Source organism: Paenibacillus sp. FSL K6-3182 (genome assembly GCF_037976325.1).
Taxonomy (GTDB): domain Bacteria; phylum Bacillota; class Bacilli; order Paenibacillales; family Paenibacillaceae; genus Pristimantibacillus.
Map to the genome: position 1 here is coordinate 1,782,275 of NZ_CP150265.1, position 18,818 is coordinate 1,801,092.

An 18,818-nucleotide genomic window follows, 5' to 3' on the forward strand; every position below is an offset into this window, starting at 1 on the left:
AAGTAATACGTGGACTAAAATGGAGGGCTGACATATGACCTATGAAGAGATAATGAAGGAATTAGAGCGGCTAGGCAATGAGCAAACAAAAATGACCTTCATTCGTCATGGAGCGATGGAGCCGCTCTTTGGTGTGAAAATCGGTGATTTGAAGAAGCTTGTTAAATATGTGAAAAAAGACGAAGAGCTAGCGCTAAAGCTGTTTGCGTCCAGTAATAGCGATGCGATGTATTTGGCGGGACTTTCAGTTAATCCAAAAACGATTGCTAAAGAGACGCTGCAGCAATGGGTCAAACAAGCTTATTGGTACATGGCAGCAGAATATACGGTAGCAGGTGTCGCAGCGGAAAGCCCTTTTGCCCATGAGCTGGCATTAGAATGGATAGACTCCTCGGAAGAAATGGTGTCAACGTGCGGCTGGAGCACTTATGCGAATTACATCTCTATTACACCGGACGAGCAGCTGGATTTTGATGAAATTCGCTTTTTGTTAAACAGAATAAAGAAAACTATTCATACGGAGCAAAATCGTGTTCGTTATACGATGAACACCTTCGTTATGATTGTCGGTATTTATGTCTCGGAGCTGCGTGAAGAAGCAGAGGCCGTTGCAGCATTCATCGGCAAGGTACATGTAGATGTCGGAAATACAGCGTGCAAGGTCCCGTTAGCTAGTGATTACATCCAAAAAACAGTTTCTTTGGGCAAAGCAGGCGTTAAGAAAAAAACATGTATCTGCTAACTGTTAATGCCCTATGGTATATAATGAACAATTCATTTTCAAAAAAGGCTATTTTTGGTTTGGCTCAATGAGTTAAACTTGAGATAGCTTATTTTATTTATGCCTCAAAGAACAATTTCTTTGTGTGTCGGAACGAAAATACATAGTGGAATAGGGGTATACTTATATGCATGCAATAAATAGAAGGAAAAATGATTTATTAGCTTATCGGCCATCCGTAACGATGGATGTTGAAGAGTTAAATCAATACTGGGAAAATGTATTAAACAGCTATGCAGAGAGGCCGCTTGATGTGAGGAGACAAACGGTTGAAACTCCAATCACAACGGTGAGAACGGAGCGTTTAACTTTTAAAGGCGGAGATGATACGCCTATTCACGGGTTATACATCGTGCCTCAGCAAGGATTAATCGGTGCGAAGCTGCCTTGTGTCGTTATTTTTCAGGGTTATACAGGCGACAAGGGACTACCAGAGCGTTATGCTGCATGGCTGCTGCTGGGTTATGCCGTCTTTGCAGTTGATGCTAGAGGGCAAGGTGGCGAAACAGGCAACTTGTTAACCTCTGATGAAGGTTTCGTCAAAGGCTGGGTTTCACAGGGAATAACGAATACCGAGCGCAGCTACTACCAGGCGATTACAATGGATGCGGTTAGAGCGGTGGATACAGCTGCCCTACAGGATGAGGTGGACGAGTCGCGGATTGCGGTTGTTGGCGCTAGTCAGGGGGGCGGATTGTCATTGCTTGCTGCAGCGCTGAACTCCAAGGTAAGCGCGGTCGTTGCCGATATTCCGAACATGTGCCATATGGATTTTGGCCTAATGAATTCGACGAGCTCGCTTACGGAAATTGCTCAGTACATTAAAAGGTATCCTGATCGGCTCAACGCAGTGTTGTCTACGCTAGCTCATTTTGACCTGTTGAATTTGGCTGAACGCATTAAGGCGCCTGTGTTGATGTCGGTTGGCTGGAAAGATACCGTGTGTATGCCAGAGACCATCTACGCCGTATACAATCGGATACGATCGCTTAAGCAGCTAAATGATTATCCATTTTCAGGTCATGAGGTAAGCGAATACCAGAACCGAGAATCGATTTTGTTTTTACAGGAAGCGCTGAAAAACGGCCTAAAGCCTTCAATTGATGCAATCGAGCAGCAAGATCAGAATTAATGCTCAATTAGTTGTCCAAAAGAGACAATCAATGCTTCAAATGGATGATATCGATGCCAATATGGTTATGGATGGAGAGCGTACTATGTACTAGAATATATATGAGCTTTAAAACTGTGTCCCTGACACATGTTCATTTTTCTTACTTTTCCCTTTATATGTTAAGGGATTAGTGTTTGCTTGATTATTATTGAAAACGATTTAGGCAAGTGCAAGTTGGCGAGCATGTATGGCGAGCATCGCCTTAGAAAATAATAGGATGGCAATGAATAGAGAGGGTGGAATTTTCTGCAATGAGCAACCATGATGAGCGAAATTATTCGCCTTGGCAAAGCTACTATGGCCCCAACCTTGGGTATGTGCAGGAGCAATACGAGCGTTTCTTAACTGATCCAGACTCCGTGGAGTCTACAGTTCGTGAGCTTTTTGTACGTTTCGGGGAACCTCCGGCTACACTACAAGGAGAAGCTCCGAGCATTACGGCTAAGCCAAGCGAGCAAAAGGCTGCATCACATGCAGCAGCACCTGGTCCGATTGATTCAAATATGTTGAAAAAGGTTGTCGCTGCGCATCAGCTAATGCTGAACATTCGCAGATACGGCCATTTAGCTGCAGATATTGATCCGCTCGGCTTCAGCCCTGCTGCTGATACAAAGCTGCTTGAGCCAGAAACTTTCGGACTTACGCAAGCGGATTTAACTTCTATTCCAGCATCACTTATTTGGGATAATGCGCCAGCATCAATCTCGAATGGCTGGGAAGCAATCAACCGCTTGAGAGAGATTTATACCCGTTCAGCGGCGTATGAATTTACACATATTCATGATGAGAGTGAACGCAATTGGCTTAACAAACAGGCGGAGTCGGGAAGCTTCCCAGCACCGCTGTCTGCAAGAGAACGTTCAGCGCTGCTTGAGCGTCTAATGGAAGTTGAGTATTTCGAGAACTTCTTGCACCGGACATTCGTTGGACAAAAACGTTTCTCTATCGAGGGCGTAGATATGCTCGTGCCAGTGCTTGATGAAATCGTCCGCTCCGTAGCGCATGATGGAGCAAACCATATCCTTATGGGCATGGCGCATCGCGGTCGTCTCAACGTACTGACGCATGTACTTGGCAAGCCTTATGAGAAAATATTTTCTGAATTTCACCATGCTCCGAATAAAGAGCTTATTCCGTCTGAAGGATCAATGGGCCTTAATTATGGCTGGACCGGCGACGTAAAATATCATCTAGGTGCTGACAGAGCTGTGAAGGAAGGCGAAACGATTCGTGCGAATCTTACCCTTGCGAACAACCCGAGCCACTTGGAATTTGTTAATCCAGTAGTTGAAGGCTTCACACGCGCTGCTCAAGAAGATCGCAGCAAGCGGGGAATGCCTACACAAGATCCAGCGAAAGCAGTGACGATTGCCGTTCACGGCGACGCGGCTTTCATTGGTGAAGGAATTGTTGCGGAAACGCTCAATTTCAACAAGCTGCAAGGTTATCACAATGGCGGTACGATTCATATTATCGCAAATAATCGCCTCGGCTTTACGACGAACAGCATTGATTCACGTTCGACGCATTACGCAAGTGATCTTGCGAAAGGCTTCGACATTCCAATCGTACACGTAAATGCGGATGAGCCGGAAGCTTGCTTGGCAGCAGTACGCCTCGCTTGTGAATACCGTCTCCGCTACAATAAAGGTTTTGTTATTGATTTGATTGGTTACCGTCGTTTCGGCCATAATGAAATGGACGATCCAGAAGTAACACAACCGCTGATGTATGCAAAGGTTCGCAATCATCCGACCGTAAGCGTGCTTTACAGCGAACAGTTGAAGGGTGAGAAGGCGATTACGGAAGCGCAGGTTGAAGAATTGCGTCAACGTACGAACGGCAAGCTGCAAGCAGCCTATGATGCAATGAAAGCGAAGGAAGGCGAGCCGAAGCTTCGCGGTGAGCAAAACAAAACAACGCTACCTACAGGCGAAGAAGTACGCACTGCAGTTCCGCTTGAGACGCTTCGTGAAATCAACCTGGAGCTGCTTAACCGTCCAGAAGGCTTCACCGAATATACGAAGCTTCAACGTATTTTGCAGCGCAGAGCTTCAGCTTTGAACGATGGGGAAAAGGTTGACTGGGCACATGCCGAGACGCTTGCATTCGCAACGATTCTTGCAGACGGTACACCTATTCGTCTAAGCGGTCAGGATTCGGAGCGCGGAACGTTTGCACATCGTCACATCATGCTTAATGATAATGCGACGGCAGCTAAGTTCTCGCCGCTGCACATTTTGCCGCAAGCGAAAGCATCCTTTGCTGTTCATAACAGCCCATTGTCGGAAACGGCAGTACTCGGCTTTGAATATGGCTACAACGTATTTGCGCCTGAAACCTTTGTTATCTGGGAAGCGCAATATGGTGACTTTGCCAACGTTGCCCAAGTTATTTTTGACCAATTCATCTCAGCTGGCCGTGCGAAATGGTCGCAAAAATCAGGCATTACGATTCTGCTGCCGCATGGCTATGAAGGCCAAGGACCGGAGCATTCAAGCGCTAGACTTGAACGTTTCCTTCAGCTTTCAGCTGATAACAACTGGACCGTTGCGAACCTTTCAACGTCCGCTCAATATTTCCACTTGCTGCGCAAGCAAGCAGCGTCGCTTGGCACGGAGCATGTTCGTCCGCTCGTTCTAATGGCGCCTAAGAGCTTGATCCGAAACCCTCGTGTTGCGTCGCATGGTGTTGCGTTCAGCGAAGGCTCATTCAAGCCGGTGCTTCCGCAATTCAAGCTGACAGAGCCGAAGGAACAGAAGGATAAAGTAAAACGTTTGCTTCTTTGCACAGGTAAAGTAGCTATCGATATTGAAGAGGCGCTTGCATCGACAAATGCTGAAGATTATGAATGGCTGCGCGTTGCAAGAGTAGAGCAGTTGTATCCGTTCCCTCATGCAGAAATCGAACGCATTGTGAAGCAATTCGACAAGCTTGAAGAAATCGTATGGGTACAAGAAGAACCGCAAAACATGGGGTCATGGAGCTTCATGGAACCGCGTCTTCGCGCGTTAGCTCCTAAGAAAGCAGCTGTTCGCTACGTTGGCAGACCTGATCGCTCAAGTACTGCAAGCGGACACCAAGAAGTACATGCCGCAGAACAAAAATGGATTATTTCGACAGCATTGAACGGCAAACCAGTTGAAACAAGTTTGATTAGGGGGTAGTGACTAATGGCTGAAATTATTGTACCGGAACTAGGCGAGTCCATTTCTGAGGGCACAATTACCAAATGGTTCGTGAAGGAAGGCGACTCCGTCAATCAGGGAGATGTCCTACTAGAGCTTGAAACCGATAAGGTTAACATAGAAATTAGCGCTGACAATAGCGGTGTTGTATCTCGCATCGCTAAACAAGACGGAGAAGTTGTACTTGTAGGTGAAGCGATCGGTTCGATTGGAGAAGCAGCGGGCGGCGCAGCCGCACCTGCTGCTCCGGCAGCTGAGCCAGCTCCTGTTGCTGCTCCTGCCGCAGTAGCTGCACCAGCTGCTGCTCCAGCAGCGCCTGTTGCCTCTTCTGCAAATGAAAGTGCAGCAACGATTAATGCATCGCCAGCTGCTCGTAAACGTGCTCGTGAGCAAGGCATTGATCTTTCAGCGCAAGGACAAGCTCCTGCTGCTGCACCTGCACCAGCGGTTGCCACTCCGGTTAAATCTGCTCCGCTAACACAATCAGAACCTGCTAACGCAGGCAAAGATGTGAAGCCGACTGAACGCAAACGGATGTCTCGTCGCCGGGTTACGATTGCTAACCGCCTAGTTGAAGCACAACGCACAGCAGCGATGCTGACGACTTTCAATGAAGTGGATATGACTGCGATTCTTGATTTGCGCAAACGCCGCAAGCAAGCTTTCTTCGAGAAAAATGATGTAAACCTAGGTTTTATGTCATTCTTTACGAAAGCTGTAGTTGGTGCGCTTAAAGCATTCCCGCTGCTTAATGCTGAAATTGACGGCGAAGATATTGTTACGAAAAAATTCTATGATATCGGCATTGCAGTATCTGCAAAAGAAGGTCTTGTCGTTCCGGTCGTTCGTGACGCGGACCGTCTAAGCTTCGCTGAAATCGAGAAAAATATCGTTGAGCTTGCTGGTAAAGCAAGATCAAACACACTTGCCATTTCTGATTTGCAAGGCGGAAGCTTCACTATTACGAATGGCGGCGTATTTGGCTCCTTGCTGTCCACGCCAATTCTTAATGCACCGCAAGTTGGTATTCTCGGCATGCACAAAATTCAAATTCGTCCAGTAGCAATCGATGATGTTCGTATGGAAAACCGTCCGATGATGTATCTTGCATTGTCTTACGATCACCGTATCGTAGATGGCAGCGAAGCTGTTCGCTTCCTCGTAACCGTCAAAGCGCTTCTTGAAGATCCAGAATCACTTCTTCTCGAAGGCTAAATATAAAGCATCACATTAGAGACTGTCCTTTAAGTAGAGTGATCTACTCAAAGGACAGTCTCTTTTTTTTTTGCGATTAAGATGGCCGTTTTATTATGTTATGAAAAAAGATGTCGAAAAAAGATCTGAATATCGATTACAATAAACATAATATTGAACATGGAACCGGGCGTATTATCGGCTACAATTAAGATTTAAGAAGTATTCAATGGAGAGAGGCTGCATAATAGATGCGAGAATCCTTTACTAATCTCACAATGCTCCAGCGGTTCATCGCATTGTTTATTGCACTAGTCGTTATACCTGTTATTTTTATGGATTGGGTTGTCTCGCGCAATGTCGCAGAAATTACGGAACGGCAAGTGGGTTCGACGCTGGTGAAGTGGGTGGAATCGAGTCATGTAACGATTGATCGAACAATCATGCATATGGAAGAGACAATGAATTCGATCATGATGACCAAGGAAATTCAGGAAATGCTTAATATCCCGTTGTCTTCATCCTACGAGCGTTTTAGACGATTCACGTCTCTGGATGAGATGCTGCTCAAACAAACATCTCCTAAAATAGCGTATTCTTTTTTTATGCCGGATTCTGAAAGCCTTTACTCTTTTGTGCCTTCTTTGGATATGCAGACGCGAGGCATCTACTTCTCTACAAATGTGGATGCGCTTCCATGGTATAAGGAGGCTTATCGTGCACAGGGACGGGGAGTGCTGAAGGTACTGCATCAATTCGGAGATAATCCGTCCGATCTGGAGACGCTTGTTATGGTTAAACAAATGAACAGCATAACGAATGGGCGATCACCAGAAGCTGGGTACTTGATCGCGTCGGGACTTGAACGTGTGCTGGCAAGTGATCTTGATCCTGATAATGTGGCGAAGGATGGCGAATTATTGATTTTAAATGAAGATAATACGATCATCTCAACAACAAGCAACTACTCCATCGGAAAGATCCTCCCGTTGCCGGACTACGTATCGAATTCCAAAGGTGGATATATGCCATTCATCAACAATTGATTTTTTCACAAAAGGCATGTCCATGATCTCGATCGTTATTATGGAAACGTGGCAAAACTTTGGCGGAGCGGTGCTCATCTATTTGGCTTCAATCGTCGGCATACCGCGGGATCTGTATGAAGCTGCCGAAATCAACGGTGCAAGCGTATGGCAACGAATTAAGTTTATTACACTGCCTAATTTGCGCTCATTGCTGTTCCTGATGTTTTTACTTCAAATCATTAACACCTCGCAAAGCTTCCAAGCACAACTGGCTATGACTGCCGGAGGTCCGGACAACGCGACTTTAACTTATATGCTGCTTATGAACAGAAATGCATTTACTTATTTGGATTTTGGCAAAGCAACAGCAATGGGTACGATGATGTTCGCCGTTATGATGGTGCTCTCCTTCTTCTACCTGAAAGTGCAGAATAGGAGTGAAAAAGGATGAAAAATACCGAGCGTTCCATAATCTCGTCATTTGATTTCAAACGTTGGCAAGTAAAGCTTGGTTACGCTGTGATGGTGCTTCTCTTGCAACAGGTATTTTCAGATATGTGGTCTACTCCGGCTCTACGATTCAGTGGAACGTGAAGTTTGCGGTGCTCTCCATTACGATGGTTCCGCGGTTAATATTTTTCCTTATTTTCCAGCGTTACATTATGGGTGGACTTAATGTAGCTGGGGTGAAAGGTTAACATTTTATCAGCTAGAGTTTAGTGGCACGGCTTTATGAATGAGTAGAAAAACGGATTAAATGATTCTCTTATAGACATTGCCGCTAATCGATACACTTGCTGGCGGCAATGTTTTTTTGTATTTTAAAATCGAAGCGGAGCAGGAAGAAGGCTGGGGATGTTGAAAGTAATCAACAGGATGAAGCTGCTTGTTGAAATGAGATGAGATGAGGGGATTGAAATCGTCGAGGTTAACGAACAATTGAGGGAAAGCGAAGAGAGATATCGGCATTTAGTTCATATGCTTCCTGACGGGCTTATTGTTGTGTTAGAAGGTAATATTGTATTTGCTAACCATGCAATGCTAACCATGCTGGGCATTAGCAATTTCGATGATATTATTGGAGACCCCATAAACAAATTCATACATCCTGAATATTTAGAGCGGTTTCCAGCTATGATCAACTATTTAATTATAGAGGCTAATCCTTCTACGTTTACCTACTTCGAGCTGCTTCGTATGGATCAGCAAGCGATAGAGGTTGAAATGAGAGCAGTAGCTGTGAAATTTGATGGTAAAAATGCTGTCCAGCTTATTATTCATGATATAACCAAGCAGAAGCGAATGGAAGCCTCCTTGCATGAGAAGGATTATTTATATAAAAGCTTGATGGAAAATGTCGTAGCTGGTGTCTTTGTAGGACAATGCAATAAGATTGTTTATGCCAATCCTTATTTGGCGGAGATGTATGGCTACACATTAGAGGAGATGTATGAACTCAATTCAAGCGATTTGGTGTCAATGGATGAAATCAATCGTCACAAAAACGAGATAATGCATGGATCGGCGATTGGATTAAATCAATTTCCGCTTAAGTGTAAAGGCAGAAAAAAAGACGGCAGCATCATTTATTTGGAAGGCAACAGCTCCATCATTATGTTCAATGGACAGCTGTCCTTGCTCGGCACGATCCAAGATGTAACCTTTAAACGAGAAAAGGAAAATCTGCTAAGGGACAATGCGAACCTTTATCAGAAAATTATTAAGTTTGTTCCCGAGCCCATCGTTATTAGCGATCAAGGAATCGTTCTATATGCAAACAAATTAGCCCTGCATGCACTTGGGATTGAACCTGGAAAAGAGGTCATTGGAAGAAGTGTATTCGAATTTATTCATCCCAGCCATCATGCTTCTTCATTGGAGCAGATGGATTTAATCATGTCGTCGGATGAACCGACGTCATTTGTGGAACGAATCCTTGTACGTCCGGACGGACAGTTATTGGATGTAGAAATATCAAGCATTCGGATAAATAATTATTTAGGCAAGGATGTCATGCTCAGTGTGATTCGTGATTTGACCGACCGCAAACGCTCGGAGGAGGTTCTTATTCGTTCGGAGAAGCTGTCGGCAATTGGTCAGCTTGCCGCAGGAGTAGCGCATGAAATTCGAAATCCATTAACAGCGCTAAAGGGCTTTACACAACTTTTGAGCAGTAAATACCCGGAGAACCCGCATTATTTTTCAATTATGGCCAATGAAATTGACCGTATTACTTTAATCGTAAATGAGTTTATGACGTTAGCGAAGCCGCATTTCGCGAACTATCGCAGCGAGCCTCTAGAGCCGATACTGCGAAGTGTATTATCTTTGCTGGAAACACAAGCTATTCTTATAAATGTGGAGTTGAAGGTTTGTTTTGACCATACAAGGCCGAGTATATTTTGCAATGTGGACCAGCTTAAGCAGGTTTTTTTGAATATTATTAAAAACGCATTAGAAGCGATGCCGCAGGGCGGCGAAGTTGTTGTGACGGTTGCAAGCTTGGAGGATGGCTTCGTTCATATCCGAATTATAGATGGCGGTCCAGGTATACCGGAGGAGCTTATTTCAAAAATCGGCGAACCTTTTCTGACAACGAAAGAAAAAGGGACTGGGCTTGGCATAATGATCAGCAACCGCATTATTGAAGCGCACAAGGGTACGCTTCAAATTAGCAGTGTGATGAACGAAGGAACAGTCGTGGAAATTATGCTGCCTGTTGAGGATCAGCTTACGATAGGCCTAGGATGAGCTATAGGCGTTATCGACTGATGTCGCCAACAATCTTTTGCGTTTATGGTGAAGTGTGAAATAAATGACGGAAGATAAGGCAATTATAATGGCACAAAGTACATACATAACACTGTACCCGTAGCTTGAAGCCAAGGAGCCAAGCGTGTAGGAACCAATGCCATATCCAAGGTCGAACAGCAAATAAAATGTTGCTGTAGCGAGCCCTCTGCGATGTGCCGGAGCAGCAAGCACGGCTATGGTCTGAAAGCAAGGCAGCAGGGCGCCGTATCCGAGACCAATGACAGCACCGGAAACAAGCAGAATAACTGGCGAGCTTGCTTGGCTAAGCAGCAGCATGCCGATGGCAAATATAACGATGCTGGGATATACAATGACATGTTCTCCTACACGGTCAAGCAATTTACCGACAAGCGGACGAGGCAATACAATCATAATGCCGAAGCACACAAAGAAATAGCTGGCATATTGATCAATAGCCTGTTCATGAGCATAAACCGACATAAACGTTACGAGCCCGCTGTAGGCGAACGCGACTACAAACCCGCTAAGTGAAATGGGCACAGCTTTCTTCTCTACAAGATCGCGCCAATGCAGCTTGCTCTTCGTTTTTATGATCGGTTGATCAGCTTTGGCAGCGGCAGATTTCTTGGCTGTTGAAGCGCCTAGGATGAAGGAGATGAGCGCGCACACCGCGCATAATGCGAACATCGCTGTAAAGCCGCCATGCGTTGTTATCGTTAAGCCAACGAAAGGTCCGATGACCATCGCGAGGCTCATAAATAAGCTGAAGTAACTTATTCCCTCTCCTTTGCGATGCTCGGGTATGATTCCGATTGCAGTCGTATTCGTAGAGGTAGTTGCGATAGCGAACGTGCCGCCATGAAAAAAACGAACCAGCAGCAGCATCGCGTAGCCAAAAACACCTAAGTATGCAATCGAAAACAATAGAAACAGCAGCAACGAAATAATAACGATCTTCCGTTCCCCATAACGGGTCATCAATTGGCCAGCGAAGGGTCGAAGCAGTACTGAGGCGATAACAAAAACAGTCATCGATAATCCGGCCTGCGTATCAGATCCTCCAAGTCCATTGGTTACATAAACGGACAATGCTGTTGCTAATGTATAAAAAGCAAAAAATAGAAAAAAGCTACTTAAACATATTTTAATGAAGTCGGCGCTCCATAATTTATTCGTATTCATTATAGGTTCCCCTCTCAGATGTTCGCCGATCATTCACTCGTCTTTGTGTTTGATTCGTGGTTCAGTTCTGCGTTTTTAGTTATTTTGGCGATAAATTTTTTGAATGATTGAATTTCGTCTTCCGAAATATCGGTCAACAGCTGTGCAACAAATTTTTCTTCGATAGGTGCCAGTTCATTAGAACATGTTCTGCCATTAGCGGTTAAATAAAGCAGCTGCGATCGGCGGTCATTCGGATTGGCGACACGTCGGACAAGCTCTTTTCGTTCAAGCTGGTCAACAAGCCGTGTAATGTTGGCTGGGTCCTTGTCGGAGCGCTGTGCCAAATCTTTATGAGTCATGCCATCGTGCTCATCAAGATACATGAGCAGCGACCACTGTTCAGGCGTAACGTCATAATCTTGAAAAAGCTGATGCAGCCGAAGGTTTAGTTTACGGCCTGTATTGCTGAGCATATAGCCTACTGATTGTATAATTTCCATTGCTTTCACCTGCTATTTTCATTTAGTTGTTATGACAATAATACGCTTATCAACTAAATGGGTCAAGAGCTTCAATCCACAAATTTGGAATGAAGCGGTTTACAATTGATCGGAAGAGACATGATTTTGCTTGCGATATTGTTCGGGTGTAAGGTCGGTATGCAGCTTGAAAGCGCGGCTGAAATGAGAGGGATGCTTAAAACCAACATCATAACCAATGTCGGTAATGGGGTGAATGGTGTTGATAAGCTCGATTTTGGCCTGATAGATTCTACGCTGCATGAGAAACTGGAAGATTGTAAATCCAGTAACCTCTTTGAATGTTTTAGCCAAATAATATTTGCTTAAGTGCAGCTCTGCTTGAATCGCCTCTAGCGTAATATCATCATTATAATGGCACTCCAAATAGGAGATGATTGCTTGAACATGGCGTTCTTTGGAGGTTGGAAAGGTTGGTTTATCCTTCAGCGGCTTCTGGCAAAGCTGATTGATCTGAATAAGAAAATCAAGCATTAAAGCTTGAAATCGCTGAATGGAGAAGCTGTCCTGAAGTACGTAAAGCTGTTCAAGCTTATGAAGACTAGCTTCTATTTCCGCTTTCTCATTGCCCCTCAGCTGCAAACGTATATTTTGAAGCTTCTCGAAGGGCTCGAGCAGGTCCGCTGCAAATGAAGGCTGAATAAATTGCTTGAAGTAATACGGATCAAAATGTAGGATCGACCGGTGGTAAACTGCGCTTGGATCCACATGTGCCCGGTGCAGTGTCATCCCGTGCATAAGCAGCAAGTCGCCAGGCTCCAGAACATAGATGCGGTCATTAATAAGATAGTTTACTTTGCCGCCATGGAAATAATAGATTTCGTAATGAAAGTGACTATGATAGGGAATATGAGCATTAAAATCAGAGCTGGTTCCCATTGTGAACGGTAATTTGATTTGTTGCTGCTTGCTCATCCTTTCGCCTCCACTCATAAATACCATCATTATACACCAACCACAGTCAAATAAAAGCGTAAACAAGTTAATGCGAATGAAGCCCACTGCATCCCAAAATGCTACCATATAGGCAGGCAAAACGATTGTGAAAGCAGCTGCTATTATAACATTGTAAATAAAGGGGCGGTATTCGGATGCAGATCGTTCGTTTGGGAATTATCGGACTAGGAAATATGGGCAAGGGTCATATTGGCTACTTATTAAAAGGTGAAGTCAGTGGAGTTGAAATAACCGCAGTTAGTGATTGTGTACAAGCAAATCTTGCGTGGGCAAAAGAAAAGCTTGGCGATCAAGTCGGATTATATGAGGATCCTTATGAAATGATGGACTCTGGACTTGTTGACGGAGTGCTCATTGCGACGCCGCATTTCTCCCATCCAGAGCTTTCTATTGCTTGCTTTAAGCGTGGTCTGCATGTGCTTTGCGAGAAGCCGGCAGGTGTTTATACGAAGCAGGTTCGCGAGATGAATGACGCAGCCAGCCAAACAAATGTGAAATTCAGCATGATGTATAACCAACGGACAAACCCGATATACGTGAAGCTGAAAGAATTGATAGATAACGGTGAGCTAGGTGAAATAAGAAGAACCAATTGGATTATAACCAATTGGTATCGCTCTCAAAGCTATTATGATTCCGGTACTTGGCGTGCAACTTGGGCTGGTGAAGGCGGCGGAGTGCTGCTAAACCAAGATCCGCATCAACTCGATTTGTGGCAATGGACGATCAGTATGATGCCAAAGCGCGTCCGTGCTTTCTGCTACTTCGGCAAGCATCGTGACATCGAGGTTGAGGATGATGTAACCGCATTCGTAGAGTACGAGAACGGAGCTACTGGAGTGTTCGTGACTACGACTGGCGAAGCGCCAGGCACGAACAGACTGGAAGTGAGCGGTGATCGCGGTAAAATTGTAATTGAAAATAACCAATTAACATTCTGGCGTCTAACCGTTCCTGAGCCGGAATTCAACAAGCAGTTCAAAGGCGGCTTCGGTCAGCCGGAATGTTGGAAATGTGAAATTCCGATTCATGGCAGCAACCCTGATCATAAAGGCATTACACAAAACTGGGTGAATGCGATTCTCTTCAATGAACCATTGATTGCTCCAGGTGAGGAAGGCATCAAAGGGCTTATGCTCTCGAATGCGATGCTGCTATCGACATGGACGGATGGCTGGGTAGATTTGCCGATTGATGAGGAGTTGTTCTATAAGCATCTGCAAGAGAAAATCGCAAGCTCAGCCTATCAGAAGGAGGACTAGATCGATGAGTAATGCAGATGGCATGAAATATGCGCCAAAGGGAAAGCCGAATAGAGTAGTTGAGGATGGGCAATTCGTAATCGCCGCTGTTAGTCTTGATCACGGTCATATTTATGGCATGTGCAACGGACTTGTGGAAGCGGGCGCCACTTTAAAATGGGTATACGACGCTGACCACGCTAAGGTTGAAGCATTTATCCGTCAATATCCGCAGGTGCGGGCAGCGGAGTCGGAAGAGCAGGTGCTCTCCGATGATGAGGTGCAGCTGGTTGTAGCTGCAGCGGTAACATCGGAGCGCGGACCGCTAGGCGTTCGCGTCATGCAGAGCGGCAAACATTATTTTACCGATAAAGCGCCATTTACAACGCTTGAACAGCTCGCGGACGCTCGCGCTGCATACGCAGATACAGGAAAAAAATACGCAGTATATTACAGCGAGAGATTGCATGTGGAATGCGCAGTTTATGCGGGTCAATTGATCGAACAAGGTGCAATTGGACGTGTTGTTCAAGTCATTGGACTAGGGCCGCATCGTTTGAACGCTGCCTCCCGCCCGTCATGGTTTTTTGAGAAGGAAAAGTATGGCGGCATCATTTGTGATATCGGATCGCATCAAATTGAACAATTTCTATATTTTACAGGCAATCAGAATGCCAATGTTGTAAACAGCAAGGTGGCCAACTATGCCAATAAGGAGTATCCAGAACTTGAGGATTTTGGAGATATGACGCTTGTTGGCGAGAATGGGGCAACCGGCTACTTCCGTGTCGATTGGCTAACACCAAGCGGTCTTGGAACATGGGGCGACGGTCGTACTATGATTCTCGGAACTGAAGGCTACATTGAGATGAGGAAGTACATTGATATCGCTAAAGATAAGGACGGAGACCAGCTTTATTTAGTAAATGCAGATGGCGAGCAGCATATTCAGCTTCGCGGCAAAGTCGGCTTCCCTTATTTTGGCCAGCTCATTCTCGATTGCTTGAACGGTACTGAGCTTGCTATGACGCAGGAGCATGCATTCAAAGCTGCTGAGCTGTCGCTTCTTGCTCAGAAGCATGCGACAAAAGTGGAGTAGAAATGTTTGCTGCTAATAGGTAGTTGCTTTTTTGCTCGTACTCAGTATAAAATATGTGAGAATTAATAAATGGAAGGAGTGGGAATATGAGGATCAAGCGCAGGGTTACGTTTATCAATTGTATTTTTCATATTCCCATTTCACTTTTACACTAAAGCATCTATTGCTTTAGTGTTTTTTTTTATCCTATGGAGGTGTAACGGCGAATGAGGTACAAGAGAGTTCTTATTAAGCTTAGCGGCGGGGCAGTTGCAGGAAATGCTGAATTCGGTTTTGAGCCTGAACGGTTAAATTACATTGCGAATGAAATTATATCGGTGGTCCGTTTAGGTGTTGAGGTGTCGCTCGTTATTGGCGGGGGGAATATATTTCGCGGCAATATGGCAGAAAGCTGGGGAATCGAAAGGGCGGAAGCAGACAACATCGGCACACTTGCAACCGTCATTAATAGTTTGATGCTTCGCGGGGTTCTGAAAGCTAAAACAGACAAAGAAGTACGCGTCATGACAGCGATACCGATTACTTCGGTCGCCGAGCCATACATCAGACTGCGTGCAATCCACCATTTGGAGCAAGGCTATATCGTCATATTTGCCGGAGGCAACGGTCAACCCTACGTGACAACGGATTATCCTTCGGTACAAAGGGCCATTGAAGTGAATAGCGAGGCGCTTCTGGTTGCAAAACAAGGCGTAGATGGCATTTTTAATGCCGATCCTAAATACGATGCCGATGCGAAGCGGTTCAAATCTCTTCATTACAATGATGTTTTGCAATATAATTTGAAGGTAATGGATCAGTCAGCCTTTATATTGGCTAGAGACTATCATTTGCCTATGCATGTGTTCAACTTCGACAAGCCCGGATCCATGAAAGAAATTTGTGAAGGCGGAAACAATGGAACCATCATTAGTGGTGAATCTGTTCTTGCCTACTAATAACTGTTGAAATAAAAAGGACTGCTTATAAAGGTACTCCCGTTTAATGAAAGCCGGGAAATGTACTTTTTAAGCAGTCCTTTGATGTTTTTAGGAGTCGGGAATTTTATAAAGACCTTATTCAACATCATAACAGAGCTGTAATTATAAGTCTATATTTTTGAATGATAATATGTAAAAATTTGATTATCTTGGATGGGAGGTACAGCATGAACCTACAATCATTATTTTCTGAACCTATTATGTCACAGTCCACTCTGGGTGGCTTTGCTAGTGACGTGTTTCTAGTCATCACGGAAGCAGGGGAATACGTTGTTCGATCATCCGGCGTAGATGAGACCGTTGATGCTCCTTTTGTATGGGCATGCAGCAATTTGTTCGGGAAACAATTAAGCGAGACGTTTGATATGGAGATTATTAATCAATATCTTTCACGATTGACAAGCAATATCGCTATTCCCAGTGTGCTTGGCAAGGCCGTGATCGATGGAAGACAAGTGATTTCGGTTGAAAAAATAAACGGAATTCCATTGTCATTTCAAAATAAATCCGCGATGCTGATGGAGGATTTCGGCAGGTCGATTGCGGAGATCCATTCCCATAAAGTTAAGGAATGGGGTTCTCTAAATGGATCAGTTCGGCATGCATTGGCTGATTTCCCTCAGAAGCTAGCAGATGCATTAAGGGTGTTGGCCGCTCGTTATTACAAGGAAAATACGGCAATCTATGAATCTCTTAATTACTACTGTTCATTAGCTGAAAATATGCCGGTACCGGAGTATGCCGCATGCATCATGCTCGATATGGATCCGAGACAGTTTCTATCAAATGGAGAACGTGTTAGCGCAATCGTTGATACAGAAGCGTATGTGCTTGGTCCTCGTGAAATGGATTTAATAGCGATTGAATGTTCATTGGATGAAGCGGGAGCTCATTATTTCCGCAAAGGTTATGCTGAAGTGCTGCCTTTCCCTGATTTATTACAGGTGCGTGAATTGTACCGATATTTCTTCTGCTTACTCGAAATTAAGGGGCCGGCTTTTGACTATCACAAATGGATGTCCTTTCCTCAACTATTCGGGAACTTTAGGAACGCAGAAGGGTCTTCTTAATTAGAGAGGTGATGAGGTGGAGCTCGAATATGTGAAGTATTTGGCAAAAGGATTTGAAACGGATGCCGTATTGATTGATTTGATGAATGCACATGGCAACGACGTTTGGAATTTTGCATTCTTTTTAATTCGGAATGCCGATGCGGCAGATGACATTTGTCAGGATGTTTTTTTGACAGTATATGAGAAGCTGCATACATTTCGAGGCGAAGCCAGTATGAAGAGCTGGCTGCTTGCCATTACACGAAACAAAACGTATAAGTACAAAAGAAGTGCTTATTTTTCTAAGGTCATTGTGATGGATTTCGTAACAAGAAGGGAAACATCCAGATCAGCGGAAGCAGAAGTTTTTGACCTTATGGAAACCAAATATATTTGGAACACCGTTATGAAGCTTCCGCTGCGCTACCGAGAAGTCCTCATACTGGAAATTCATTATCAATTATCCATGCAAGAAATGGCAAGTTTGCTGCAAATAGCGGAAGGGACGGTTAAATCGAGGCTGCACCGCGCACGCAAAAAAATGACAAGTTTACTGCAAAGTGATTCAAAAGGAGGAAACATCATATGAAGGAGCCAGAACAGTGGGAAGAAGCGCTTAGCCGCTCCCCGTTTGTGAATCCTCGCTTCACTGAGCAATTGAAGGAGAAAATTGTTTATAGGGCCAATGATAAACCGAAGAAAAAGTCTTATATTGCTCGTCTGGGAGCACTGAGTGCAATCGCAGCCGTCCTTGTCTATATTCTGTTTGTCACAGATTTGAGCAAGCTGTTTACGAGCCCTTCACAAATCGTCGGAACAAATGGAAGCGGCAGGGTAGCGGAGATTCGAACGGAATACAGGAAGAACGGCCAAATGATATTTCAAATATTTCCTGAAGAGAATGTGGTTGCAGGTGTCATGCAAGGCTATGTTCTCCATTTCACGCAGCCCATTGATGTTTTTCTTGGCAAAAACATTTCTATTGAAGGTTATCATGCGCAATCGGGAAAACGGTTGACCGTTATGTCCCCTGTGACCATTACAGAGCCGAGCTCAGGGTATGAGACGTTGGAACGTTTTACAACCAGCTTTAGCCTGCCGCTGGGCGGAACATGGACATTCGAGGTCAAGCTGAATGAACAATTTTACGGTGACTTTGTTTTGGCAGTGCAGGAGCCTTCGCCATGGATAAGCACATCTACGTTCAAATTGCCTTATACAGGCAACGATGGAATGCCTCACAACTATGTGCTTGCTGGCGAGAAAGACAAGGTTGGATTTCTTGTAGGCCCTTATCAAAATGAGCAAGGATTGATCCTCGACGAGCAGCCGATTGTTGCGGGGAAAGGAAATAAGTACATGTGGTATTTCTGGGGGAGCAAGAAGGAACTCACGGGCAGCTTTAACGTTATGGGCGTAAAAGAAGGCACCACGCAGGAGATTGAAGTTTTCTCTGCGCGCAGTGTGGGCTCTCCGCTGAATGGGGCAGACGCTGTTATTCCATCATCGATGGTACTGCCCGAAGCCGGCATGTGGCGGCTAAACGTATACATTCAAGATAAGTTATTTAGCAGTATTACTATTCAGGTGGAATCGGCGAGCTGATATTCATTATTTTAAAACGAGAAGGCTGCCATTAGGCAGCC

The 18,818-nt window shown here is 44.8% G+C and carries 18 protein-coding genes; 14 read left to right on the top strand and 4 right to left on the bottom strand.

Annotated features, from left to right (window positions below):
* Nucleotides 1-34: 34 nt before the first annotated feature.
* From MHH56_RS07775 to MHH56_RS07805, 7 genes are all read left to right on the top strand, one after another.
* Nucleotides 35-742, top strand: a complete 708-nt coding sequence (locus MHH56_RS07775; protein WP_339207568.1) for a DNA alkylation repair protein — start codon at nt 35-37, stop codon at nt 740-742.
* Between the two features lie 166 nt (nt 743-908).
* Nucleotides 909-1,913 (top strand): alpha/beta fold hydrolase, encoded by a 1,005-nt coding sequence (locus tag MHH56_RS07780; protein ID WP_339207569.1) that lies wholly within the window; start codon nt 909-911, stop codon nt 1,911-1,913.
* A 293-nt stretch (nt 1,914-2,206) separates the two neighbouring features.
* Nucleotides 2,207-5,122, top strand: a complete 2,916-nt coding sequence (locus MHH56_RS07785) for a 2-oxoglutarate dehydrogenase E1 component (RefSeq protein WP_339207570.1) — start codon at nt 2,207-2,209, stop codon at nt 5,120-5,122.
* Nucleotides 5,123-5,128: 6 nt separating this feature from the next.
* A complete protein-coding gene (gene odhB / locus MHH56_RS07790) occupies nt 5,129-6,358 on the top strand; it encodes a 2-oxoglutarate dehydrogenase complex dihydrolipoyllysine-residue succinyltransferase (protein ID WP_339207571.1) in 1,230 nt (409 codons plus the stop codon).
* 230 nt (nt 6,359-6,588) lie between these two features.
* Nucleotides 6,589-7,383 carry a hypothetical protein gene (locus MHH56_RS07795; protein ID WP_339207572.1) on the top strand — a complete coding sequence of 265 codons (795 nt, stop codon included), beginning with the start codon at nt 6,589-6,591 and terminating at the stop codon, nt 7,381-7,383.
* Between the two features lie 22 nt (nt 7,384-7,405).
* Complete coding sequence (locus tag MHH56_RS07800) at nt 7,406-7,816, top strand: sugar ABC transporter permease (protein ID WP_339207573.1); 411 nt, start codon at nt 7,406-7,408, stop codon at nt 7,814-7,816.
* 43 nt (nt 7,817-7,859) lie between these two features.
* Complete coding sequence (locus MHH56_RS07805; RefSeq protein WP_339207574.1) at nt 7,860-8,063, top strand: hypothetical protein; 204 nt, start codon at nt 7,860-7,862, stop codon at nt 8,061-8,063.
* Nucleotides 8,064-8,118: 55 nt separating this feature from the next.
* Here MHH56_RS07805 and MHH56_RS07810 read toward each other — a convergent pair whose 3' ends face one another.
* Nucleotides 8,119-8,334 carry a hypothetical protein gene (locus MHH56_RS07810; RefSeq protein ID WP_339207575.1) on the bottom strand — a complete coding sequence of 72 codons (216 nt, stop codon included), beginning with the start codon at nt 8,332-8,334 and terminating at the stop codon, nt 8,119-8,121.
* 9 nt (nt 8,335-8,343) lie between these two features.
* On the opposite strand from MHH56_RS07810, the gene MHH56_RS07815 reads away from it, so the two are divergent.
* Nucleotides 8,344-10,116, top strand: a complete 1,773-nt coding sequence (locus MHH56_RS07815) for a PAS domain S-box protein (RefSeq protein ID WP_339207576.1) — start codon at nt 8,344-8,346, stop codon at nt 10,114-10,116.
* Here the strand turns inward: MHH56_RS07815 and MHH56_RS07820 are convergent.
* The 3 genes from MHH56_RS07820 to MHH56_RS07830 form a co-directional block, all read right to left on the bottom strand.
* Complete coding sequence (locus MHH56_RS07820; protein WP_339207577.1) at nt 10,108-11,322, bottom strand: MFS transporter; 1,215 nt, start codon at nt 11,320-11,322, stop codon at nt 10,108-10,110. The genes MHH56_RS07815 and MHH56_RS07820 overlap by 9 nt on opposite strands.
* 29 nt (nt 11,323-11,351) lie before the next feature.
* Nucleotides 11,352-11,804, bottom strand: coding sequence for a MarR family transcriptional regulator (locus tag MHH56_RS07825; RefSeq protein WP_339207578.1), 453 nt, complete (start codon nt 11,802-11,804; stop codon nt 11,352-11,354).
* A 99-nt stretch (nt 11,805-11,903) separates the two neighbouring features.
* On the bottom strand, nt 11,904-12,758 hold the full coding sequence (locus MHH56_RS07830; RefSeq protein WP_339207579.1) for an AraC family transcriptional regulator: 855 nt from the start codon (nt 12,756-12,758) through the stop codon (nt 11,904-11,906).
* A 176-nt stretch (nt 12,759-12,934) separates the two neighbouring features.
* Between MHH56_RS07830 and MHH56_RS07835 the strand changes: the two genes are divergently transcribed.
* The 6 genes from MHH56_RS07835 (at nt 12,935) to MHH56_RS07860 (ending at nt 18,777) form a co-directional block, all read left to right on the top strand.
* Nucleotides 12,935-14,062, top strand: coding sequence for a Gfo/Idh/MocA family oxidoreductase (locus MHH56_RS07835; RefSeq protein ID WP_339207580.1), 1,128 nt, complete (start codon nt 12,935-12,937; stop codon nt 14,060-14,062).
* 4 nt (nt 14,063-14,066) lie between these two features.
* Nucleotides 14,067-15,140 (top strand): Gfo/Idh/MocA family oxidoreductase, encoded by a 1,074-nt coding sequence (locus tag MHH56_RS07840; RefSeq protein ID WP_339207581.1) that lies wholly within the window; start codon nt 14,067-14,069, stop codon nt 15,138-15,140.
* Nucleotides 15,141-15,346: 206 nt separating this feature from the next.
* Nucleotides 15,347-16,078: a UMP kinase gene (pyrH, locus tag MHH56_RS07845; RefSeq protein ID WP_339207582.1), complete on the top strand. Its 732-nt coding sequence runs from the start codon at nt 15,347-15,349 to the stop codon at nt 16,076-16,078.
* Nucleotides 16,079-16,287: 209 nt separating this feature from the next.
* Nucleotides 16,288-17,190: a phosphotransferase gene (locus MHH56_RS07850; protein ID WP_339207583.1), complete on the top strand. Its 903-nt coding sequence runs from the start codon at nt 16,288-16,290 to the stop codon at nt 17,188-17,190.
* Nucleotides 17,191-17,206: 16 nt separating this feature from the next.
* Nucleotides 17,207-17,761 carry a sigma-70 family RNA polymerase sigma factor gene (locus MHH56_RS07855; RefSeq protein WP_339207584.1) on the top strand — a complete coding sequence of 185 codons (555 nt, stop codon included), beginning with the start codon at nt 17,207-17,209 and terminating at the stop codon, nt 17,759-17,761.
* Nucleotides 17,758-18,777: a DUF4871 domain-containing protein gene (locus tag MHH56_RS07860; RefSeq protein WP_339207586.1), complete on the top strand. Its 1,020-nt coding sequence runs from the start codon at nt 17,758-17,760 to the stop codon at nt 18,775-18,777. Before MHH56_RS07855 ends, MHH56_RS07860 begins: the two co-directional genes overlap by 4 nt.
* Nucleotides 18,778-18,818 lie beyond the last annotated feature (41 nt).